We start from the raw sequence: 20,195 nt of genomic DNA, 5'->3' as shown, positions 1-20,195 counted from the left end.
AGTTTCACTGTGATGAACGATGCGAGCGCGGTCACCGCGACACAAGCCAGGAATATTCCCCAGGATGGCCCGCTGCTATTCGGCTGCACGCTCGATGGCGAGGGCGGCTGCGCCCTTTTGGACTGGGAGGTGGCGCGGGACTGGGATGGCGAGATCGCCGGCAAGCCGCTGTGGCTGCACCTCGACCGGGTATATGGAGGCCTCGACGACTGGCTCGAAGAACGCCTCGACCTGAATGAGGCGACAGCCGACCTGCTGCTGTCCAACGAGACCCGGCCGCGGGCCTTCCTTGAAGACGATGCGCTGATCACCGTCCTGCGCGGCATCAATTTCAATCCGGGCGCCGAGCCTGAAGACATGATCGCAATGCAGATCTGGTGTGATGGCACGCGCCTGATCACCTTGCGCCGCCGCCCGCTGCAAACCCCGCGCGACATCCTCGCCGAACTACTGGCCGGCAAGGGCGCCAGCACGATCGGCGACCTGTTCACGGCCCTGCTCGAGGAAATGGTCGCGAAGATGAACCGGGCCATTGTCGACATGAACGATCATATCGATGCAATGGAAGCGCTGGATGAGGACGAGCGCGATACCGACGCCATGCTCACCCGGATCGCCGACATCCGGCGTAACTGCCTCGCCCTGAAACGGTACATGTCCCCGCAGCACGAAGCGCTGGTCCTCATCCAGAAGACACCGCCGGCCTGGCTATCGGAAGAGAACCTTGCCGACATCCGTGAGACGGGCGAGCGGCTGAAGCGCTATCTTGAAGACCTCGACGTGTCGAAGGAAAGCGCGCTGGTGCTGCAGGACGACCTCAATAACCGCGCCGCCGCGAAGATGAACCAGACCATGTACATGCTGTCCATCGTGGCAGCGATCTTCCTTCCGCTCGGCTTCATCACCGGCCTGTTGGGCATCAATGTCGGCGGCATGCCCGGCGTCAATTCAAGCTATGCCTTCTGGATAACGGTCGGCATGCTCGTGACCCTGCTGGGTCTGCAATTCTGGATCTTCAGGAAACTGAAATGGCTATAGCAAACTCGATATTTTCACTGGCGCTTTTTCGGGGCGTGCAGCAAACACCCTCCGAGAATGGCGGCGACGTCGTGGAATCCCACTTCGACTGGGACAGTATCCGCCAGAGCGCCATCGACAGCTACAGCGCGTTCAGCGAGAACTTCATCTCCTGGGGCTCGCTCTGGCAGCTTTGTGCCTTTGTCGCGGCGGTCGCGCTCGGCTGGCTGTGCTCTCGCTACCCGGCTGGCCGCCTGCGCAAGTTCGCCGAAGGACGCGAACATCACGACGTCCTCGCGAGGCTCGCGATTTCGCTCGCCCGCATCGTCTGGCCCGCCTTCATCGTCATCTTTCTCTGGAGCGCCACGGCCAGCTTTGAAGCGACCGACCTATCCAATGCCGGCCTGCGTATCGCTGCCAGCCTGATGAATGCCTGGATTGTCGTGCGGTTTGTCACGTCGAACATGAAGGAAGGCTTCTGGCAGGGCGCCATCGCGGTTCTCGCCTGGACCGTGGCTGCCCTCTATATTCTCCGCCTGCTCGGCCCGGCGACCGAGGCGCTGAACGCGGCCGCCTTCACCGTCGCCGGCGTCAAGATCACGCTGCTGCGCGTCATCACCAGCGTCATCATCGCGATTGTCGCGCTCTGGCTCGGCCGGATCGCCGGTGACGCGGCACAATCCCAGCTGCGCTCGAACAAGGCGCTCAACCCGTCCATGGCGGGCCTGCTCGGCCAGGTGCTGAAAGTCGCCTTCATGACGGTGGCCATCCTGATCGCCCTGTCGACCCTCGGGGTGAACCTGACCGCGCTGACCGTCTTCGGCGGCGCCCTCGGCGTCGGTATCGGCTTTGGCCTTCAGTCGATCTTCTCGAACTTCATATCGGGCGTGATCATTCTTTTCGAACGCTCTGTAAAAGTTGGAGATTTCATTGAGCTTCAGTCAGGCGTGACGGGCCTGGTGAAGGAGATCAACATCCGTTCCACGCTGGTCACCACCAATGACAATGTCGACATCCTCGTCCCAAATGAGGAGTTCATCAAGGCGCAGGTCATCAACTGGACCCTGCGCGATGCGCGCCGGCGGATGCATGTCGAATTCGGCGTGGCCTATGCCTCGGACAAGGAGGAGGTCAAGAAGGCGGCCCTCGAAGCGGCTGAGGCCGTTCCGTGGACATATGACGACACGCCGGGCCGTGAGCCGCAGGTCTGGCTCACCGGCTTCGGCGACTCAGCGCTCGACTTCGAACTCGTGATCTGGCTGACCGAAGAGGCCGTGAAGAAACCGTCCCGCGTGAAGGCCGACTATTACTGGGCGCTGCACACCGCACTGACCAAGTACGGCATCGAAATACCCTTCCCGCAGCGCGATCTCAATTTCCGCAACATGGGCGAATTCACCCTTCGCAAGCCAGAACCGGACAGCGAAGGCTAGGTTCAGTCCAGCCAGTTCATGGCCGCTTCAAGTGCGATGTCGTGGCCGTTCCCGTTGTCGGCGACAACGGCTTCTGAAGGGCGCCAGTGATGGCGGTCGATGCCGGAGATGTGCATGAGATTATAGGTCGGTATTCGCAGGCTCATGCCGCTGCCTGGAAGCTCGAACCCGCTTACTCCGCCAGCCAGCCCGGCCATGGGCGATCCAAATACGCGGCCCCGGCGAAGCCCGTCAAAGCCGACCGCCATGCCCTCCCCCATGCTGCCCGTCCAGCGGCCAGCAAGCACGGCCAGCTTGCCCCGCACCCTCCAAGGTCCGCGTGAGGCAGCATAGCGGACCGGCTCACCCTGCCAGCGAGGACCGGATTTCTGGTAAGGCTTCACGCCCGAAATGAACCGGCCGAGAATGGGTTCAGCAACATCGGTATTACCGCCGCCGGGCGTATTCCGCAGATCGATGATCCAGCCATCGGCACCGCGCAAGGCTTCCAGCGCTGCATCGAAGGCCTCCACAGTGAGGTCATCGTCAAGCGAATCCTCAAACCGGATATAGCCGATATTGCCTGGCAGGCGCCGGGCGGTAACCAGACGATCGGCCGGCGCGGGTTCCGGCTGTTCGACGGCGAACGCCTGCACGCTGTCCTGCCGCCGGATCGTAAATTGCCGAGGAGCGCCGCGATAACCGGCGGCCTCGGCGTTGAGCGCCCATTCAAGACGCGCTTCTGGCACCTGCGTGCGGCCAGCCTGTATGCGCGTCATGGCCGCGCCCGGCACTGGGTCTCCATTGATAGCCAGCACGACATCTCCGACCTGCAATCCCGCCAGGGCTGCTCCAGAGTCAGGCCGAACAGCACCGATCACGGCCTCGCCATTTCGCCATTCGATCCAGAGGTCACTGCCGGACGGCACGAGGCGCGGGGAAACCGCCGAATTGGTGTTCAGAGACACATGATTGTCCCACAGCTGGTCTATCAGCCGCTCAAGAAGCGCAAGGTGGCCAGCCTGTCCCAGCACCAGCGGGCTCTCTGCCTCGGCCCGGGCCTGCAGGCAGGCCTCCTCCCAAGCGTCCCGGCGCGTCTCGTAGTAGGCATATCGGGTGGCCACGAGATGGCAGACAGCATTGACGTCCTGAAGGATGGCCGCAGTCTGATCGCTGCTTGTATCCTGAGCGAAGACAGGCGCGCAGAAGGAACCTTGGGCGAAGACCGCAAGGGCTGCGAAGACTTGAAAAATCGGTTTTATGCTGAACTCCCTGAAAGTCGGCACCCTTGACCAAGCCTTGCGAGAATGGCGTCCGTCTTCCCGCTTGTCGATTTTCCAGATGATGAAACTGCAGACCGCCTCGGGGTCCGTGCATGGCCAGTCAGTGATGCCTGATCCGGATCGCCTTGCCGAGTGCAAAGCCGATCGCCACACAGATGGCAATCAGGATGATGCGGCTGGTCGCAAATTCGAATCCCAGAAAGTTGACGTGGATCGACGCCATGTTCTGGACGGCGAAGACCACCAGAAGAATGACCAAGCCGATTGCGATCCAGTGTCTTGCCTGTTTCATGACGTTGCTTTCCTCATTCTTCCACCGATTGTCTCCGACCTTAGCCTAACGCCGCAGGCGACCGGATTCCAGACTGGCACGCTGGGCCCTCGCGAGCAGCGCTGATTGACGCTGCGTCCCGGCTTGCGATGCCCCGCCCGGTGCCTAACTCTTTCGAAAACAAAGGGAGGTCTCACCATGAAGCTTTATAATTCCGTTGGCCCGAATCCCCACGTGGTCCGCATGTTCATGGCTGAGCGCGGTATTTCAGTGCCGCTCGAGGAAATCGACATCATGGGCGGTGCCAATCGCCAAGAGCCGTATCTCTCCGTCAATCCGGCCGGTCAGATGCCCGCCCTTGTCCTCGACGATGGCAGCTTGCTGACCGAAATCACCGCAATCTGCGAGTACCTGGATGAAACCCAGCCGGGCAAGAGCCTCATCGGCGCCACGCCCGAGGAACGCGCCCAGACGCGGCGCTGGACCCGCTGGGTCGATCTCAACATCATCGAGCCGCTGACGGCCGGCTTCCGCTATGCTGAGGGCCTGCCCATGTTCAAGGACCGGATGCGCTGCCTTCCGGAGGCCGCCGACGGGCTGAAGGCGATCGCGCAGGACAAGCTGGCCTTCCTCGACCTGCAGCTGGAAGGCCGCGAGTGGGTCGCCGGTGACAAGTTCACCCTCGCCGACATCATGCTCTTCGCCTTCCTCGCTTTCGGCGAGCAGGTTGGTCAGCCGCTGAATCGCGACCTCAAGAATGTCTCGAAATGGTATGACAAGATGGCCGCGCGCGAGAGTGTCGTCGCCTGAGGGGCGGCGCTACTCCACGTCCGTCTCGGCGGCCTGCTCTTCGTCGCAGATCTCGATCAGGCGATTGAGCTTGGTGACGAACGCGTCGAGGCCGTCGGCGCCAAACTCCTTTTCGATGCGGGCATTGATCGACAGGGCTTGCTTGCCGGCTTTGTCGATCGCCGCCTCACCCTCTTTTGTCAGGGTCAGGACCCAGGACCGGCTATCGGTCTTGCTGCGCGCCTTGGCCAGCATGCCGAGGCCGATGAGACGGCGAACCATGGCAGTAATGGCGCTGTCGTTCAGGCGCAGGTCCCGCGCGAGCCTTGTCTGGTTGAGTTCTTTTGCCGCAGCCACGCGCGTCAGCACACCCAGCTGCGGGCCTGTAATACCAGCCACTTCAACGAGTTGGCGGTCAGTAACCTTGCGAAGCAGCTGCGCCGCGATCTGGAGCCTGGAATAGAGCCTCGGATTTTTTGTTCTTGTTGCCATGTCCCGCCCTTGCGCCGCCCTGCCTCGGCGGATATACTTCACTAGTGAAACAATAGCCGTTCTGGGCATAAACGCAAATTCGCTGCCCCGGCCTCGAATCCTTCACGCTAGAGTCTCTGGGAGGAGAAGAAAACCATGGATACCGGAAGCCTTGAAAAGATGGATGTGCGCGATCCGCTGAATGACCTGCGCATGTCGGAAGAAGCCGTGCCGCTCTATGAGCACGTCAAGAAGTTCATTGCCGAGGAAGTCGAGCCGATGAGCATCAAGTTCCACGAGCTCGGCGAGGGCCGCAAGGACCGCTGGTCCTATGTCGACGGCCAGCTGGAAATGCTTGAAGAGGTCAAGAACAAGGCCAAGGAACAAGGCCTCTGGAACTTCTTCCTGCCAAACGCGGAGACTGGTGAAGGCCTGTCCAACCTGGACTACGCCTACATCGCTGCCGAGCTCGGCAAGAACCGGCTCGCCTCGGAATGCCTGAACTGCTCGGCGCCCGACACCGGCAACATGGAAGTGCTGGAACGCGTCGGCACACCGGAGCAGAAAGAGAAGTGGCTGAAGCCGCTGCTCAACGGCGAGATCCGCTCCGCCTTCGCGATGACCGAACCCGGCACTGCCTGCTCCGACGCACGCAATGTCCGCACCCAGGCTGTCCTGAAGGATGGCCAGTGGGTCATCAACGGTGAGAAATACTACGCCTCGGGTGCCGGTGACCCGCGCTGCAAGATCATGATCGTGATGGTGCAGACGGACCCGGATGGCCCGTCCCACCAGCAACAGTCGCAGATCCTCGTCCCGATCGACACGCCCGGCGTGGAAGTCCTTGAAGGCATGCAGGTCTTCGGCAAGGATGACGCCCCGCACGGCCACATGCATATCCGCTTCACGGATGTGAAAGTGCCTGAGGAGAACATCCTGCTCGGCGTTGGCCGCGGCTTCGAGATTTCCCAGCTCCGCCTCGGCCCGGGCCGCATCCACCACTGCATGCGCTCCATCGGCGCTGGCGAAAAGGCCCTCGACCTGATGATCGACCGCGGCATGTCGCGCGATGCGTTCGGCCAGCCGCTCGCCCGGCTCGGCGGCAACCTCGAGAAAATCTCGCGGGCCCGTATCGAGCTTGAGGCGATGAAGCTGATGGTGCTGAAAGCCGCCAAGGCGATGGACGTGCTCGGCAACAAGGAAGCGCGCGTCTGGATCTCGATGGTGAAAGCCATGGTGCCGGAGCGCGTCTGCAAGATCATCGACGATGCGATCCAGATGCATGGTGCAACAGGTGTCTCGCAATGGACGCCGCTCGCCGACATGTACACCCAGCAGCGCACGCTGCGCCTCGCGGACGGCCCGGACGAGGTTCACCACATGGTGGTCGGCCGCAACGAGCTTGGCCGCATGGGCATGAAGAAAGCGACGAAGGGCTAGGACCTCCCTCCAAACCCTTCATCGACAGAAAGCCGGCACCTTGTCAGGGGTGCCGGCTTTTTTTCGGCTGTTTCCTCGCCTTCGTCATCAGGCCCCATCCGACATAAGTCGACCCTATGAAGGAAAAAGCACCGCCTAACACCACACCAAAAAACAACGACTCAGATGATATGCAAACGCTCTGACATACGTTGATCCAGTAAACAGCAATGCCAGCCGACGTTCCAATAGCAAAGCAGCTTACTACGTAGAGTAGCAATCGAAGAGCGAGCACTCGGCCTACCCCTCCATCTCCCAATCGGAGAGCGCCTGGTCGATGACGCCGACGGCTTCGCGCACATCTTCATCGGAGATGATCAGTGGCGGTGCGAGGCGCAAGACGTTGGCGCCCGCGACACCGACGAGCAGGTTCTTCTCGCGGCAGGCATTCTGGACCGGTTTCGGCGCGGCCTTGAGCTTCAGGCCGGTCAGCAGGCCCTTGCCGGTTACAGAGTCGACCTTGTCGGGGTGGCTGTCGGCTAGGCTCTTCAGCCCCTGCGCAACCGTGCCGGAAACGCGGCGTACCTCAGCCAGGAAGGCCTCGTCAGAGATAATGTCCCAGACCGCATTGCCGACGGCCATGGCGAGCGGGTTGCCGCCATAGGTCGACCCGTGCGAGCCCGGCTGCATCGGCAGGCCAACCTCCTCAGTCATCAGGCAGGCGCCGAGCGGGAAGCCACCGCCGATACCCTTGGCGAGGCACATGATGTCCGGCTGGGCATTCTCGGCCCACTCGAAGGCGAAGAGCTGCCCGGTCCGGCCCATGCCGCACTGGATCTCGTCATAGATGAGCAGTGCGCCGCGCTCGTCACAGAGCTTGCGCAGACCGGTCAGGCATTCTTCCGGCATGGCGCGCACGCCGCCCTCGCCCTGTACTGGCTCGACGAAGACGGCCGCCGTCTTGTCGGTCACGGCCGCATCAAGCGCGTCGTGGTCGCCCCACTCGATCTGGGTGAAGCCTTCGATTGGCGGGCCGAAGCCTTCCAGGTATTTCGGATTGCCGCCAGCATTGATCGCGCCGAGTGAGCGGCCATGGAAGGCGCCCGTGAAGGTGACGAATTCGATGCGCTCCTCATCGCCCTTGGACCAGTGATACTTGCGCGCCGCCTTGAGTGCGCACTCGACCGCCTCGGTGCCGGAGTTGGTGAAGAAGACCCGGTCGGCGAAGGTGCGGGCACAGATCTTGTCGGCCAGTTGCTCGCCAGCCGGCACGCGGAACATGTTCGACAGGTGCCAGAGCTTCTTGCCCTGCTCGGTGAGCGCCTCAACCAGTTTCGGGTGCGAATGGCCGAGCGCATTGACGGCGATGCCGGCGATGAAGTCGAGATACTCGGCGCCCTCTTCGGTATAGAGGCGCACGCCCTCGCCTCGCACAAACACTTCTGACGGCGGTGCGTAGACGGGCATGATGTGGGCGCGCGGATCTGACATGTCTTGAAACTCCAATGTTTATCTTGCCAGCGAAGCCATCCGCATGGCTGGGGCCGGTGCCAAAGTCAACACGAGGCCCCTATACCGCGGACAGGGAATGCTGTCGGTCTGGAAGAAATGCCACAACTGGTTGCAAATGCAATTATGCATGGGCGCCATGACATCCCGCCTCTAGCCAGCGGCTCCCGGACTGCCTATCTGCCCTGCCTGACGATTGCAGTGGCAACAGCTAACGCATTTGTAAGAATCGTTTTTCGATAAGGCCTTGACGTTTTTCGATAAGAGTCTATATTGACTAACAATAAGAAAAGAGAGCCCGGCTGGCGATACCCTGACGCCCTGACCCTGAGCCGCCAGTCGGGCTCCACTCCCAGAGAAACTCCTATGCTTGGGGCCCGAAAGGGCCCTTTTTTCTTGGCTGCGACATTATATTCAGGGCAATCGGTCGATTTGCCCTTGTCGGCACTCAAAGCCGCACAATATGCGCTGGAGAAACAGGAAAACCGGCTCGCAAGTCGTCAGCGTCAAAACGGCGAAATAGGCGGAGACCGGATAAAAAATTGGCGCGGCTATCAAGCCGCGCCTGTAAGAGTTCTTGCAGCGTTTCCTCCCAGAAACTTGCAAAACCTGTATCGCCTTTTTTGTGTCACATTGTCAAGCGACCGATTTCAGATTGGTAACAAACTTCTTAAATGAGGGTGTTTCCTGGTCAAAAATGAAGTCTGTGCGCAAGATTGTGACTGGACCGGCCCCGGATTCAGCGATCGCCCGGGCATTTTTTACCGCGGCATAGGAAGGCGAAAGAACAGAAGTTGCCGAAACAGGTGTCATTCCTTCAGCCTTGATAACGCTATCAGAAATGGGATTCGCCGCGACCAGCATGCGAGTCGCATCCGCCGTTTCCACGGCCTCGACAGATGAGAGAAGTTTCTCCAGTGCACCGAGCGCTTCCTGTGACCAGTCGGCCTTGAGCGATCCGGTGAGCGCGGCCTGGCTTTTCAGGATCACCCCATCGTCGAGCACCTTCAGCGAGTTGGCCTTCAGCGTCGCGCCGCTCGATGTGATGTCGACGATCACTTCCGCCTGTCCGGAACTCGGCGCCGCCTCGGTCGCGCCCGCGCTTTCCACCAGCCGGTACTCGCCGACCGACTTTGCCGCGAAGAAATTCCGCGTCAGGCGCAGATACTTGGTCGCGACCTTCATGCGCCGGCCATGACGCTGGCGGAACCGCGCGCCGGCCGCTTCAAGGTCGCTCATCGTGTTCACGTCGAGCCATGCGGCCGGGACCGCAACGACCACGTCTGCGCCGCCAAAGCCGAGCTGCTTGATCACCGACGCATCGCGAGGCAGGTCGGCGGAGAGATCGTTCAGAAGGTCCTCGCCCGTCACGCCGATATGAAAAGCGCCGTCGATCAGCCCCTGCGCGATCTCACGCGCCGACAATAGCAGGACGTCTGCTTCGGGCAGGCCTTTCAGCTCAGCGGTATAGCCGCGTTCGCCGCCGGCCTGCTTCAGTGAAAAGCCCGCTTTCGAGAACCAGGCTTCGGCATTGTCCTTGAGCCGTCCCTTGGACGGGATTGCAATCGTCAGCCGGGTCATGGCCTGTCTCCCCCATTCAGCCGGTCGGGCCGGACCACACCGCCAATCGCACTGGCATCGACCGCCCCGTTCGACAGCTTGGACAGCAGCGTGTCATAGCGCCCACCGGCCCCGAACGGCCGCCGTCCGGAGGATTCACCCGGCCGGAAGAGTTCGAACAGAAAGCCGTCATAATAGTTGAAGCGCCGCCCGAAGGGCGTGCCGAAGCGGGCGGCCTGCATGAAAGCGGGCGCTGCCTCGCGCATTCTGGCAACCCGCGCATCGAGGCGGGTCAGCACCGGCTCGACCCCGTCAATACCGGCTTGTCTGGCAATGGCGAGCAGCGCGTCTGCCGCCTGTTCGGGCGCGCAGTCGACGGCCATGACCGATTCCAGCGTCTGGCGGGCAAGGTCCGGCGCGCCGCCATGTTCGGCGTCGGCCGCCTGGGCGAGCAGGCCCTCGACGATTTCGTCGATGCTGCGAGTGCCCTGCGGCTGGATGCCGGACAGCGCGAAGATATCGGCGACAATCGCCTTGGCTTCGGCAGCGCTCGCCCCCTTGAGGCGGGCAGCGAGTCCATGCGCCGCCTGTTTCGGCTTCGCCTTGAGCAGCGCAGAGACGCCGCCCACCTGGCGGAAGGCGCGCTTCAGCGCTTCGGCGAGGCCGGGCGCGAGGCCCAGCGCATCGACAAAGGCCGGGAAGACCGCAAGATCGCCCATGCGCGTCTCGCTCTCGGTGACACCAGAGGACGCCGCCGCCTCGCAGACCAGCGCGAAGGCTTCCGCGTCGGTCTCTGCCGTGGACGGTGCGCCATAGCGCTCAAAGCCGACCTGGGTGAACTCGACCGGATCGCTCGCCACGGCGGGCAGGCGGAAAGCCCGCGCGGCGTAGCGCTTCACCGTCTCGCCGGAGACCCCGGCTTCAGCCTGCGCGATGGCGAGCGGCAGGGTGAGGTCAGGGCGGAGCGCACATTCCTCGCCATTCTCGCCGACGAAGACGCAGAGGCGCGCGCGCACCGCCTCGCCGGAGAGCTCCAGCGGCTGGTTCGCCGGCATAACGATGGGCGGGTCACAAAGCTCGCCACCGAGGCGGGCGAAGATATCCTGAGGCGTGCTCATTCCGCCGCCTCCACAATCTCACGAATGCGGGCGACCATTTCGGCGCGGGGCGCTTCGAACTGGCCGGGGCGGGCTTCGCGGTATTCCTCGTTGGACTTGATCGCCTTGGCCTGTTTGGCGCCTTCTTTCAGGTCCTTGATGGTGACGACGCCCTTGGCGATCTCGTCCTCACCAACCATGACCGCAACGGGCGCGCCGCGCCGGTCGGCATACTTCATCTGCGGGCGCATGCCCGACGAGCCCATATAGGCCTCAGCGCGGATACCAGCGGCGCGAAGTTCGGTCGCTAGTTTCAGCGCTTCGGTCGGATCGTCCCGGTTGAGGTTGAGCACAACGACCGGGCCGTTGAGGGCTTCAATGTCACCTGAAATCGCAAAGGCCGTCGCCAGCCGCGAGATGCCGACCGAGAAGCCGGTCGCGGGCACTTTTTCTCCGGTGAAGCGCGCAACGAGATCGTCATAGCGCCCGCCCCCGCCGACCGAGCCGATGCGCACCACATTGCCATCCTCGTCGACCGTCTCTTTCAGGAGCTCGGCCTCGAAGACAGGGCCGGTATAGTATTCCAGTCCGCGCACAACGGACGGGTCGAACAGGACATCGCTGTCCGGGCAGCCAAAGGCTTCCAGCCCGCGCGCAATGGCGGCGAGTTCATCGAGCCCAGCCGACGCTTCCTCGCCCGTGCCGACCGCCCGGCCCAGCGCTTCCAGCGTATCGCCGCGCGTCGCCCGCCCGGCCTGCGCGAAAGCCATGACCTTGTCGATGCTGCCTGCATCAAGGCCTGCGCCCTTGGTGAAGTCGCCGCTCTCATCCTCACGGCCTGGCCCGAGGAGAAGCTTCACGCCGTCCTCGCCAAGCCGGTCGAGCTTGTCGAGCGCGCGCAGGATTGTCAGGCGCGCGGCATCCGAATTGGCGCCGACGCCGTCCAGCACGGCATTCAGCAGGCGGCGCGTGTTCACACGGACGGCGAACTCGCCATCGCCTGCCCCGGCGGCCCGCATCGCCTCAGCGGCCATGGCGACCATCTCCGCATCGGCATGCGCGCCAGCCGCACCGACCGTGTCGGCATCACATTGCAGGAACTCCCGGAAGCGGCCTGGCCCCGGCTTTTCATTGCGCCAGACCGGCCCGGCGGCATAGCGGCGGAAGGGCTTGGGCAGCGTCTGCCAGTTCTCGGCCGCAAAGCGCGCAAGCGGCGCCGTCAGGTCATAGCGCAGCGAGATCCACTGTTCGTCATCGTCCTGGAGCGAGAAGACCCCGGCATTCGGGCGGTCATCATCGGGCAGGAACTTGCCGAGCGCGTCGGCATATTCGAATGCGCCGGTGTCCAGCGCCTCAAAGCCCCAGCGGCGATAGACGGCTGTGACCCGGTCGATCATCTCGCCCTGGGCATGGATGAGCGCCTCGCGCCGGTCGGGAAAGCCGCGTGGCTTGCGGGCGAGGTCCTTGCCGCTCTTGGGAGCATCCGGGTCTTGTTTCTTCTTGCTCATGCTCGTCCTGTCTGTTCAGCCCGGCCCCGCTTAGACGAAGCCGGTGCCAGTGTGAAGCGGGCGCGCTGGACAAGGCGCGAGACCGGGACATCCGGCGTCTGCCTCTGGCGGTTCAATGAGTAGAAGATGAACACTTGGAGAGAGGCGCAGCCGGACCGGTTCGCGCCTCGTGCGGCGCGTCACGCGTGGTGATGATGGTGATGCAGCGTCGTGTTCATTGTGGGCGGTGGATATGCAGGCGCCGGGCCAAAGTCAAGTCTGAGGGGAATCGCCTTTCCAAGCCGGGCCGCACGGTTGATACTCCCTGGGATGCAAGGACAAGACAGACGCAGCTTCCTGGCCGGGCTCGGCGCGGCAAGCCTGCTGGCCGCATGCGCCGGCGACAGCCGCCGTGCCCTGACGCCGCTGAAGCGCGAGGGCGACCTCATCTGGGGCGTCAACGGCCACCCCTTCCAGGCCTATCCCGACATCCCGCTGGAAACGCAGATCCGGCTGGTGCGCGAGCTTGGCATGACGCATTACCGCATCGGCTCGCATGACGAGAAGATGGCGCGCCTGAAGACCATTGCCGACCAGCATGACGTGACCCTGCTGCCGATCATCCATCCGGACGGACCGCTCAAGGAAAAGACGCCGGAGCAGCTCTATCGCGACAGCTACAATCGCGCCCGCTGGCGCACGCGACGCTATCGCGGCCAGTTCGCCATCTGGGAACTGGGCAATGAGCTGGAGAACCACGCCATCATCAAGCCCTGCGAAATGCGCGACGATGGCACGCAATACCCCTGCGAGTGGGGCCCGGCGGGCGGAATGTACAAGCTCGACTATTACGGACCGCGCTGGGAAAAGGTCTCCGCCTCCCTGGCCGGCCTGCTGGACGGCGCCCGCGAAGGCGATCCGGATGCGAAATATGCCATCGGCACTGCTGGCTGGGGCCATCTCGGCGCCTTCGAGCGCTTCGTCGAGGATGGCCTCGAATGGGACATCACCATCTGGCATGACTATGAGCAGGTGCGCGAAAGCTTCCTCGAAACCCTGGCCGGCTATGGCAAGCCGATCTGGATCACCGAATTCAATGCTGGCGGCGGCGGGTTCGAGACCGAGGAAGACAATGCGCGCATGCTGACCGAGCGCATCGCCTACTACCGGAGCATGCGCGAAAAGTACCGCGTGGACGCCGCCTTCATCTATGAACTTCTCGACGAGCCCTACTGGGACGACTTCGAAGGCAAGATGGGCCTCTACCGCGTCCACAAGAACGATGAGGACCGCTGGGAAGTCGGCGAACCGAAACCGGCGGGCCGGGCGGTGATGCGCGCAATGGGCGAGTCGGCATAGCGCTTGCTTCGCGTCTCAGGAGAATTCCGGAGACCGTGCCGTCATGAAACGCATCCTGCTTGCCATCGCCGCAGCCGCCCTGCCCTTCAGTGCGGCAGCCTCGCCTGAACTGGCCGGTGACTGGGGCCTGAAAGCGGGCGACCTGCGCGAGCAGACAGCGAGTCTGATCGAGACGCTGGACACATCCGGCAAGGCCGACATCTCACCAGCCTTTCAGACCGAAATCGAGCGTTTCGCCTATGCCGCCACACAGCTTGGCCGCTGGATCGACGGCAATGACGGCCCGTCCGACCTTGGCTGCATCTTCCGCGGCATGGCCGAAGAAGGCGTTGTCCAGCTCGACGCACTGGAAGAGGCCGAAAACACCCGCGACACGCGCGACAGCCTGCTGCGCCTGGCGGTCATGTTCTCCGATGCCGAAGTCATCGCCGCAGCCGCCACACAGTCGGCCCTGCGCGCAACACCCGCCCTCGACAGCGGCCTTGCCAGCTGTCCCGTCAACACAGCAGCAGCAAAGGCAGCCCTGAAATGATCGGAATCGAACTACGCGTCCTTCTTGAACCGCTGCCGGAAGGCTTCGGGATCGAAAATGCGGATGATGCCAGACTGGCTGCCCGTCGCCATCAGCGTACCGTCATCGGCGAACATCGCTATTCGCCCATGCACGAAGCCATTATGAACGCCTTCAATCTGGATGTCGCAGCAGACCCATTCGGTTTCAACGATCCGGCGAATACGCAGCGTGTTGTCCAGGGAATTGGCGCCTGCTGGCAGGCCTAGCGCATGGCTGGTGCCTGAGGGCACGAAATCATTGATGATGGCAAGCAGCGCCGAATCGACCGGCGCGCCATTCTTCGCCCGGCCCCACAGCACGACACGCCCATCCTCACTGCGCCCGCCCTGGACGTCGCGGCGCGCCGAATAGCGCCCCTGCGCCACGCGCATGTCGAGCCGTGAATGCAGGTCTTCCGTTGTCTCGTCAAAGCGCGGCATGGGCGGACAGTCGTCTGCAGGCGGCACGTCCGGCATGGTGAGCCACTGGTGCGACTGGTCGGAATCGCGTTCGCCAACCGCGGCATTCACCGTGAAGATTTCCCGGTCCTTCACATGCGCGAGGACTCTCGCCTGGGTGATGTTCTTGCCGACGATGGGTGCGCGCACGTCGAGATCGACAATGTCGGGCGGATTGGCGAAGGAGAGGTATTGCGCCGTCGCCCAGATGCACGGCCGGCCTGTGGTCTGCTCCAGCGCGGTGATCGCCGAGGCGAGGCCAACACCGCCGAACAGGAATTTCTGCCCCGGCGGGCCGACACAGATGCTCGGCTCCACATTCAGGTACCAGCGATGGGGATTGTGCGTCGACTGAAGGTCGATGAAGGAGGTCTTGCTCATGGCGGTTGGCTCTAGCGCTCTTTCGGATCGAGCGCGTCGCGCAGGCCGTCGCCGATGAAGTTGAGGCAGAGCAGCGTCACCGCCATCAGCACGGCCGGCGCCATCAGCAGCCAGGGCTTGTCCTGCATTTCCTTTGCGCCGTTCGAGATCAGCACGCCGAGCGAGGTCAGCGGCTCGTTCACGCCGAGGCCGAGGAAGGAGAGGAAGCTCTCCGCCATGATCACGACCGGGATGGTCAGCGTCACATAGACGGCGACCGGCCCGACGACATTGGGCAGGATGTGGCGGCGGATGATGGCAGATCCCGGCACGCCGGCGGCGCGGGCGGCCTCGATGAATTCCTTGCCCTTGATGGCGAGCGTCTGGCCCCGCACGATCCGGCTCATGGTCAGCCACTCGACTGCGCCGATCGCGGCGAAGATCAGGATGATGTTCCGTCCGAAAACGGTCAGCAGCAGGATCACGAAGAAGATGAAGGGCATGGCGTAGAGCACGTCCACGAACCGCATCATCAGATTGTCGACCCGCCCGCCGACATAGCCGGCAATCGCGCCCCAGGTGACGCCGATAATCAGCGACACGATGGTCGCGACAAGACCGACGGCCATGGAAATGCGAAGGCCGAGCAGGTTGCGCGCGACGAGGTCACGGCCCTGTTCGTCGGTGCCGAGCCAGTGCCAGTCCTGCATCGTCGGCGCCAGCTCCGTGTCGGCAGAGATCTTGCTGTAGTCGTGGACCCACAGCATCGGACCGAAGACTGCGAGGAAAATCAGGATGCCCAGCACCCACATCGAGAAAACGGCTGCCTTATTGTTGAACAGCCGGCGGCGGGCATCGTCCCACAATGAACGCCCGCCTGCGAGCGCCTGCTCGACCGGTTCCTTCCGGCCCGTCATGTCCAGCGTATCGACCATCAGTCGTATTTTACCTTCGGGTCCAGGAGCGCATAAAGGATATCGGCGACAAGATTGAACAGCACGATCAGCGTCGCATAGATGATCAGCGCGCCCATGACGAGTGTGTAGTCGCGGTTGATCGCACCATCGACAAAGTAAGACCCCATGCCCGGCAGGCCGAAAATCCGCTCGATGACGAGCGAGCCTGTCATCACCCGCGCCATGGCCGGGCCGGCATAGGAAACGAGCGGCAGGACAGCCGACGGTAGGACGTGTTTCATGATGACGTTGCGCTCGGCCAGCCCTTTGGCGCGGGCGGTGCGCACATGCGGCGAGCGCATTGTCTCAATGATGGAGGCCCGCATCAGGCGCGAAATGATCGCGATCTGCGGCAGGGCCAGCGTCAGCACCGGTAGCGTCATGTTGTAGGGGTTCATCCCGATATTCGGGTATTCGCCGAGCCCGCCAACCGCGAACAGTCCGGCGCCGAGCGCAAAGACAAGGATCAGGATCGGGCCCGTCACGAAGGTCGGGATGGAAATCCCGGCCATGGCGATCCCCATCACGGTATAGTCACCGGCCGTGTTCTGGCGCAGGCCGGCAAAGACGCCGAGCGCCGTGCCCACGACAAGGGCGACCAGCATGGCCAGCGAGCCGATTGCGAGGCTGACCGGCAGGCCATCGGCGATGAGATCGTTGACCGACTTGCCAAGCGTCTTCATCGACGGGCCGAAATCGCCCTGCAGCACGCCGAGCAGATAATCCAGGAACTGTTTCCAGAGCGCCTGGTCGAGGCCGAACTTGGCCTTGATCGCCGCTTCGGTCGCCGCATTCAGCTTCCGCTCGCCATCGAACGGCCCGCCCGGCGCCATGCGCATCATGAAGAAGGCGACGGCGATAATGACCAGGAGGGTCGGAATCGCAAACAGCAGCCTGCGTGTGACGTAGGCCCAGGGAATTCGGGAAAGACTTCTCTGTAGCGCTGACACGTGTGGCTTTTCTCTTTTCCGTTTCACCCGAAGCGGTTATCGGCACTTGGAAGTGCGACCGCGCGAACCTAGGTTCACGCGACGCGTTCGCTTGTCAACGCCACATGACACCGAGGTAACACATGGCTGACATCCGCAAGGTGACGGAATATTTCGCAGTCGCCCCCCAAATCGACGAATCCGACGTGGAAGAGATTGCCGCCAAGGGGTACAAGACGATCATTGCGAACCGGCCAGATGGCGAAGGCGGTGTGGATCAGCCCCGCATGGGCGCGATTCGCACCAAGGCCGAGGAACTTGGCCTGACCTTTGTCGCCCTGCCCTTTTCCGGCGCGCCGACCCCCGAGATCATCGAACGGACACAGTCGATTCTGAATGAAGCCCCGACTCCTGTGCTGGCTTATTGCCGCACCGGGACGCGGTCGATCACGGCCTGGGCGCTGACCCATGCGGGCCAGGGCCAGCCGGAAGAAATCGTAGATGCTGCCGCAGATGCAGGCTATGACCTGTCGAGCATGAAGCGCCTGCTCTAGTCACGGAAACACACCGTTTATTGATGAGCCTGCCACGCTGACGACAGCCCTAAACGGTTGATCCCCGGGATGTGGCGTGCGATTCACAGTTAACTGTCTGAGGGGGCGGTGAGGAGAAATTGGATGTCGCGTAACTGGCTGACAGATTTCAAGTATGAAGACGGCGCCTGGCTTGTGAAAAAGACCGGGCACCGCGTGCCGGCCAATTTCCAGCTCGCGAATGACATCTTCACCTGGCTGACCTTCTACACACTGGCCCAGTCCTGGCGCACCTGGCGCCGGATCACAGGGCACAAGCGACCGACCATCGCCTTCCACCCGGACAAGCCGCGCCCGTGGTACTTCATCTGGCCGGTCATGCATGCCTCCGGCGCCAAGCTGATTTCCGACGTGTCGGCCGCCGATATCGTCTTCCAGTTTGACGATTCCACACAGGTCCGCCACGACACGCCGAAAACCAAGGCCGGCGCGACGCTGGTCAATTTCGGCTGCACCGACATTTCCAAATCGAACGTCGCGGTCGCCTTCGAGCGCGCTGCCGGATACGGCCTCAAGGTCGATCCACGCACCTATCCCGGCCCAATGGTAGAGAAGTCCGAAAAGAATGCCTGCCATGACGGGCGGATCATCGAGGGGCCGATGGAGCCGCTCGAGGACAAGACCTATCAGCGCCTGATCGACAATGAGATCGATGGCGGGCTGGTCGAGGATCTTCGCTGCTGCATTGTCGGCGGTGAACCGACCCTCGTTTTCCGCAAGCGCCGCCCGCTTGCGCGCCGGTTCCTCAATGAGAATGCCGAAGTTTTGCTCGACGAGCCCAAGAATTGCTACACAACTGATGAAATTGCCGTGATCCGGGCATTTGCTGCAGAGCTGGGTCTGGATTGGGGCGGTGTTGACGTGCTACGCGACCGGACTTCCGGCCGCATCTACATTGTGGACGCAAACAAGACAGATATGGGTCCGCCCGTGGCACTGAAGCTTGGCGACAAGCTGAAATCCACCCGCCGCATGGCGCGCGCATTTGTCACCGCGTTCACCGGGAAGCGGTCAGCCTAGAATCACTCACTATCGGGTGGTTTGAAATCTGCCGAAGGGGTCCCATGGCCATTCCATTCGTCAAAGAAATAGACTTTGAATACGGCGAGGTCGAACAGGTCTCACCGCTGATCCGGCGCGTGATCGCGAACAATCCCGGGCCGTTCACCTATGTCGGCACGGGTGTCTACATTATCGGACATGGCGAGGTTGCCGTGCTCGACCCAGGCCCGATGCAGGACGAGCATTTCGAAGCGCTCAAGAAGGCGCTGGACGGCGAAACGGTCACCCATGTGCTCGTTTCCCACGGCCATTCCGATCACTCACCGCTCGCCCAGCCGCTGGCAGAATGGGCTGGCTGCAAGACCTACGCAAAGAATTGCGGCGTGCCGACCGCCAAGGGCGAACTGGGCTCAGCCGACGATCTAGGCTTCCAGCCGGATGTTCTGGTCGGTGATGGTGATGTCATTTCCGGCCCGGGCTGGACGCTCGACGTGATCGAGACCCCCGGCCACACAAGCAACCACCTCTGTTTCGGCCTGCGTGAAGAGAATGCCTGCCTGACAGGTGACCATATCATGGGCTGGTCGACGACGATCGTGGCCCCGCCCGATGGCAACATGGCCGACTATATGCGCTCGCTCGACAAGATCGAGGCGATGGACTTCGGCATTCTCTGGCCGACGCATGGTTCGCCGGTCCGCGAGGATGTGAAAGGCTTCATCCAGGCCTACCGCCAGCACCGGCTGGACCGGGAAGCGGCGATCATCAAGCATCTGAAGGCTGGCGAAACCAACATTCCGCGCATGGTCGAGACGATGTATGCCGACGTCGAGAAGCGCCTGCATCCGGCAGCCGCCATGTCGGTGCTTGGCCACATGCTGAAGCTGATCGAGGAAGGTCGCGTCACCACGCCGGACACCACGCCAACCGTGCGCTCGACCTTCACCTGGACAGCCCTGCGCAAGTCCGCCTGAGGACAGGCTACTCCACCGGTACCCAGACCGCTGCGAACGGATCGACTGCGTCGAGCCCGAAGGATTTCTTCGGCGTGTCGTAGTCGCCCGTCAGCACTTCATAGTGAAGATGGATCGGGATCGGATAGGAGGCGGTATTGCCCATCAGGCCGAGCAACGTACCGAAGGCGATATCCTTGCCTTTACCCGCAGCCCTCTCGCGCGAGGCGAGGTGTGCATAGCGCGTGAAGACACCGCCGCCATGGTCGATGACAACGTAGTTGCCATAGTCGTCGCGATAGCCGGACTCGATCACCTTGCCGTTACCGCCGGCATGGATCGGGATCGACTCGCGGGAAAAAAGGTCGATCCCCTTGTGCAGGCTGGTGCCGCGCACCCCGAAGCCTGAGCTGAGACAGGCCCCGTTCACCGGCGCCACGGCGACAACAACGCCGTCAACGCGGATGAAGGGCGAATAATCGACGAGTTTCCCATTTGCGTCGCGCGCGGGAACATTGGTCGCAATCATGCCGGGGCAGACATTCAGAAAGGTCTGCGGCGTGAAATCATCGGAAACCGGATAGGCGAGCGGCTGGGTCTGCGGTCCGCCGCCTGGCGCTGGGCCAGAAGGCTGGGTTGATGGCGTTTCCGCAGGCGTGGTCGCGCAGGCCGCAAGGACCAACGCCGAAAGAGCCGTGACAAGCCAACGGGACATGC

Annotated in this window: 21 protein-coding genes; 10 read left to right on the top strand and 11 right to left on the bottom strand. The window is 62.6% G+C overall.

What is annotated here, in order from left to right:
- Window positions 1–12: 12 nt before the first annotated feature.
- Entirely contained in the window at window positions 13–1,038 is a 1,026-nt protein-coding gene (locus D1227_RS14990; protein ID WP_119405194.1) for a zinc transporter ZntB, read from the top strand.
- Window positions 1,029–2,450, top strand: coding sequence for a mechanosensitive ion channel family protein (locus D1227_RS14985; protein WP_119405193.1), 1,422 nt, complete (start codon window positions 1,029–1,031; stop codon window positions 2,448–2,450). The genes D1227_RS14990 and D1227_RS14985 overlap by 10 nt, the downstream gene beginning before the upstream one ends.
- A 2-nt stretch (window positions 2,451–2,452) precedes the next feature.
- Here D1227_RS14985 and D1227_RS14980 read toward each other — a convergent pair whose 3' ends face one another.
- The gene (locus D1227_RS14980) at window positions 2,453–3,553 is read right to left on the bottom strand and encodes a S41 family peptidase (protein ID WP_147373327.1); all 1,101 of its coding nucleotides are present in this window, start codon (window positions 3,551–3,553) and stop codon (window positions 2,453–2,455) included.
- 3 nt (window positions 3,554–3,556) lie between these two features.
- On the opposite strand from D1227_RS14980, the gene D1227_RS19970 reads away from it, so the two are divergent.
- Window positions 3,557–3,721 carry a hypothetical protein gene (locus D1227_RS19970; protein WP_158586668.1) on the top strand — a complete coding sequence of 55 codons (165 nt, stop codon included), beginning with the start codon at window positions 3,557–3,559 and terminating at the stop codon, window positions 3,719–3,721.
- 91 nt (window positions 3,722–3,812) lie between these two features.
- Here D1227_RS19970 and D1227_RS14975 read toward each other — a convergent pair whose 3' ends face one another.
- Window positions 3,813–4,004 carry a LapA family protein gene (locus D1227_RS14975; protein WP_119405191.1) on the bottom strand — a complete coding sequence of 64 codons (192 nt, stop codon included), beginning with the start codon at window positions 4,002–4,004 and terminating at the stop codon, window positions 3,813–3,815.
- A gap of 177 nt (window positions 4,005–4,181) precedes the next feature.
- Here D1227_RS14975 and D1227_RS14970 point away from each other — a divergent pair, with 177 nt between their 5' ends.
- The gene (locus tag D1227_RS14970) at window positions 4,182–4,793 is read left to right on the top strand and encodes a glutathione S-transferase family protein (protein WP_119405190.1); all 612 of its coding nucleotides are present in this window, start codon (window positions 4,182–4,184) and stop codon (window positions 4,791–4,793) included.
- 9 nt (window positions 4,794–4,802) lie between these two features.
- On the opposite strand, the gene D1227_RS14965 is transcribed toward D1227_RS14970, so the two are convergent.
- Complete coding sequence (locus D1227_RS14965; protein ID WP_158586667.1) at window positions 4,803–5,264, bottom strand: MarR family winged helix-turn-helix transcriptional regulator; 462 nt, start codon at window positions 5,262–5,264, stop codon at window positions 4,803–4,805.
- A 135-nt stretch (window positions 5,265–5,399) separates the two neighbouring features.
- On the opposite strand from D1227_RS14965, the gene D1227_RS14960 reads away from it, so the two are divergent.
- Window positions 5,400–6,683: an acyl-CoA dehydrogenase family protein gene (locus D1227_RS14960; RefSeq protein WP_119405188.1), complete on the top strand. Its 1,284-nt coding sequence runs from the start codon at window positions 5,400–5,402 to the stop codon at window positions 6,681–6,683.
- Window positions 6,684–6,962: 279 nt separating this feature from the next.
- Here the strand turns inward: D1227_RS14960 and D1227_RS14955 are convergent, their stop codons facing one another.
- From D1227_RS14955 to hisS, 4 genes are all read right to left on the bottom strand, one after another.
- The gene (locus D1227_RS14955; RefSeq protein WP_119405187.1) at window positions 6,963–8,153 is read right to left on the bottom strand and encodes an aspartate aminotransferase family protein; all 1,191 of its coding nucleotides are present in this window, start codon (window positions 8,151–8,153) and stop codon (window positions 6,963–6,965) included.
- A gap of 654 nt (window positions 8,154–8,807) precedes the next feature.
- Window positions 8,808–9,752: an ATP phosphoribosyltransferase gene (hisG, locus tag D1227_RS14950; RefSeq protein ID WP_119405186.1), complete on the bottom strand. Its 945-nt coding sequence runs from the start codon at window positions 9,750–9,752 to the stop codon at window positions 8,808–8,810.
- Window positions 9,749–10,849, bottom strand: a complete 1,101-nt coding sequence (locus D1227_RS14945) for an ATP phosphoribosyltransferase regulatory subunit (protein ID WP_119405185.1) — start codon at window positions 10,847–10,849, stop codon at window positions 9,749–9,751. Before D1227_RS14945 ends, hisG begins: the two co-directional genes overlap by 4 nt.
- Window positions 10,846–12,336 carry a histidine--tRNA ligase gene (gene hisS / locus D1227_RS14940; protein WP_119405184.1) on the bottom strand — a complete coding sequence of 497 codons (1,491 nt, stop codon included), beginning with the start codon at window positions 12,334–12,336 and terminating at the stop codon, window positions 10,846–10,848. Before hisS ends, D1227_RS14945 begins: the two co-directional genes overlap by 4 nt.
- Before the next feature lie 309 nt (window positions 12,337–12,645).
- Between hisS and D1227_RS14935 the strand changes: the two genes are divergently transcribed.
- Window positions 12,646–13,674, top strand: a complete 1,029-nt coding sequence (locus D1227_RS14935) for a glycoside hydrolase family protein (RefSeq protein ID WP_119405183.1) — start codon at window positions 12,646–12,648, stop codon at window positions 13,672–13,674.
- A 43-nt stretch (window positions 13,675–13,717) separates the two neighbouring features.
- A complete protein-coding gene (locus tag D1227_RS14930; RefSeq protein ID WP_119405182.1) occupies window positions 13,718–14,206 on the top strand; it encodes a hypothetical protein in 489 nt (162 codons plus the stop codon).
- 11 nt (window positions 14,207–14,217) lie between these two features.
- On the opposite strand, the gene D1227_RS14925 is transcribed toward D1227_RS14930, so the two are convergent.
- The 3 genes from D1227_RS14925 to D1227_RS14915 are packed head-to-tail and all read right to left on the bottom strand — an operon-like array spanning window position 14,218 to window position 16,951.
- Complete coding sequence (locus tag D1227_RS14925) at window positions 14,218–15,066, bottom strand: acyl-CoA thioesterase (protein WP_119405181.1); 849 nt, start codon at window positions 15,064–15,066, stop codon at window positions 14,218–14,220.
- An 11-nt stretch (window positions 15,067–15,077) separates the two neighbouring features.
- Complete coding sequence (locus tag D1227_RS14920) at window positions 15,078–15,980, bottom strand: ABC transporter permease (RefSeq protein WP_119377071.1); 903 nt, start codon at window positions 15,978–15,980, stop codon at window positions 15,078–15,080.
- Window positions 15,980–16,951 carry an ABC transporter permease gene (locus D1227_RS14915; protein ID WP_233350134.1) on the bottom strand — a complete coding sequence of 324 codons (972 nt, stop codon included), beginning with the start codon at window positions 16,949–16,951 and terminating at the stop codon, window positions 15,980–15,982. The genes D1227_RS14920 and D1227_RS14915 overlap by 1 nt, the downstream gene beginning before the upstream one ends.
- 122 nt (window positions 16,952–17,073) lie before the next feature.
- On the opposite strand from D1227_RS14915, the gene D1227_RS14910 reads away from it, so the two are divergent.
- The 3 genes from D1227_RS14910 (at window position 17,074) to D1227_RS14900 (ending at window position 19,499) form a co-directional block, all read left to right on the top strand.
- Window positions 17,074–17,484 carry a protein tyrosine phosphatase family protein gene (locus tag D1227_RS14910; RefSeq protein ID WP_119377072.1) on the top strand — a complete coding sequence of 137 codons (411 nt, stop codon included), beginning with the start codon at window positions 17,074–17,076 and terminating at the stop codon, window positions 17,482–17,484.
- A 123-nt stretch (window positions 17,485–17,607) separates the two neighbouring features.
- Complete coding sequence (locus tag D1227_RS14905; protein WP_119405180.1) at window positions 17,608–18,543, top strand: ATP-grasp domain-containing protein; 936 nt, start codon at window positions 17,608–17,610, stop codon at window positions 18,541–18,543.
- Window positions 18,544–18,587: 44 nt separating this feature from the next.
- Window positions 18,588–19,499: an MBL fold metallo-hydrolase gene (locus tag D1227_RS14900; protein WP_119405179.1), complete on the top strand. Its 912-nt coding sequence runs from the start codon at window positions 18,588–18,590 to the stop codon at window positions 19,497–19,499.
- Between the two features lie 7 nt (window positions 19,500–19,506).
- On the opposite strand, the gene D1227_RS14895 is transcribed toward D1227_RS14900, so the two are convergent.
- Window positions 19,507–20,193 (bottom strand): M23 family metallopeptidase, encoded by a 687-nt coding sequence (locus D1227_RS14895; protein WP_119405178.1) that lies wholly within the window; start codon window positions 20,191–20,193, stop codon window positions 19,507–19,509.
- Window positions 20,194–20,195: the final 2 nt, after the last annotated feature.

Source organism: Henriciella mobilis, from assembly GCF_003576315.1.
Taxonomy (GTDB): Bacteria; Pseudomonadota; Alphaproteobacteria; order Caulobacterales; family Hyphomonadaceae; genus Henriciella; species Henriciella mobilis.
This window is presented reverse-complemented; position numbering and strand designations above follow the sequence as displayed.

What these genes read in the sequence shown, in the direction of transcription:
- D1227_RS14970 (WP_119405190.1), top strand. Translation starts at nt 4,182, where the DNA reads ATGAAGCTTTATAATTCCGTTGGCCCGAATCCCCACGTGGTCCGCATG.
- D1227_RS14955 (WP_119405187.1), bottom strand. Translation starts at nt 8,153, where the DNA reads ATGTCAGATCCGCGCGCCCACATCATGCCCGTCTACGCACCGCCGTCA.
- D1227_RS14930 (WP_119405182.1), top strand. Translation starts at nt 13,718, where the DNA reads ATGAAACGCATCCTGCTTGCCATCGCCGCAGCCGCCCTGCCCTTCAGT.
- D1227_RS14945 (WP_119405185.1), bottom strand. Translation starts at nt 10,849, where the DNA reads ATGAGCACGCCTCAGGATATCTTCGCCCGCCTCGGTGGCGAGCTTTGT.
- D1227_RS14965 (WP_158586667.1), bottom strand. Translation starts at nt 5,264, where the DNA reads ATGGCAACAAGAACAAAAAATCCGAGGCTCTATTCCAGGCTCCAGATC.
- D1227_RS14905 (WP_119405180.1), top strand. Translation starts at nt 17,608, where the DNA reads ATGTCGCGTAACTGGCTGACAGATTTCAAGTATGAAGACGGCGCCTGG.
- D1227_RS19970 (WP_158586668.1), top strand. Translation starts at nt 3,557, where the DNA reads ATGGCAGACAGCATTGACGTCCTGAAGGATGGCCGCAGTCTGATCGCT.
- D1227_RS14960 (WP_119405188.1), top strand. Translation starts at nt 5,400, where the DNA reads ATGGATACCGGAAGCCTTGAAAAGATGGATGTGCGCGATCCGCTGAAT.
- D1227_RS14900 (WP_119405179.1), top strand. Translation starts at nt 18,588, where the DNA reads ATGGCCATTCCATTCGTCAAAGAAATAGACTTTGAATACGGCGAGGTC.
- hisG (WP_119405186.1), bottom strand. Translation starts at nt 9,752, where the DNA reads ATGACCCGGCTGACGATTGCAATCCCGTCCAAGGGACGGCTCAAGGAC.
- D1227_RS14895 (WP_119405178.1), bottom strand. Translation starts at nt 20,193, where the DNA reads ATGTCCCGTTGGCTTGTCACGGCTCTTTCGGCGTTGGTCCTTGCGGCC.
- D1227_RS14990 (WP_119405194.1), top strand. Translation starts at nt 13, where the DNA reads ATGAACGATGCGAGCGCGGTCACCGCGACACAAGCCAGGAATATTCCC.
- D1227_RS14925 (WP_119405181.1), bottom strand. Translation starts at nt 15,066, where the DNA reads ATGAGCAAGACCTCCTTCATCGACCTTCAGTCGACGCACAATCCCCAT.
- hisS (WP_119405184.1), bottom strand. Translation starts at nt 12,336, where the DNA reads ATGAGCAAGAAGAAACAAGACCCGGATGCTCCCAAGAGCGGCAAGGAC.
- D1227_RS14910 (WP_119377072.1), top strand. Translation starts at nt 17,074, where the DNA reads ATGGCTGACATCCGCAAGGTGACGGAATATTTCGCAGTCGCCCCCCAA.
- D1227_RS14935 (WP_119405183.1), top strand. Translation starts at nt 12,646, where the DNA reads ATGCAAGGACAAGACAGACGCAGCTTCCTGGCCGGGCTCGGCGCGGCA.
- D1227_RS14975 (WP_119405191.1), bottom strand. Translation starts at nt 4,004, where the DNA reads ATGAAACAGGCAAGACACTGGATCGCAATCGGCTTGGTCATTCTTCTG.
- D1227_RS14985 (WP_119405193.1), top strand. Translation starts at nt 1,029, where the DNA reads ATGGCTATAGCAAACTCGATATTTTCACTGGCGCTTTTTCGGGGCGTG.
- D1227_RS14920 (WP_119377071.1), bottom strand. Translation starts at nt 15,980, where the DNA reads ATGGTCGATACGCTGGACATGACGGGCCGGAAGGAACCGGTCGAGCAG.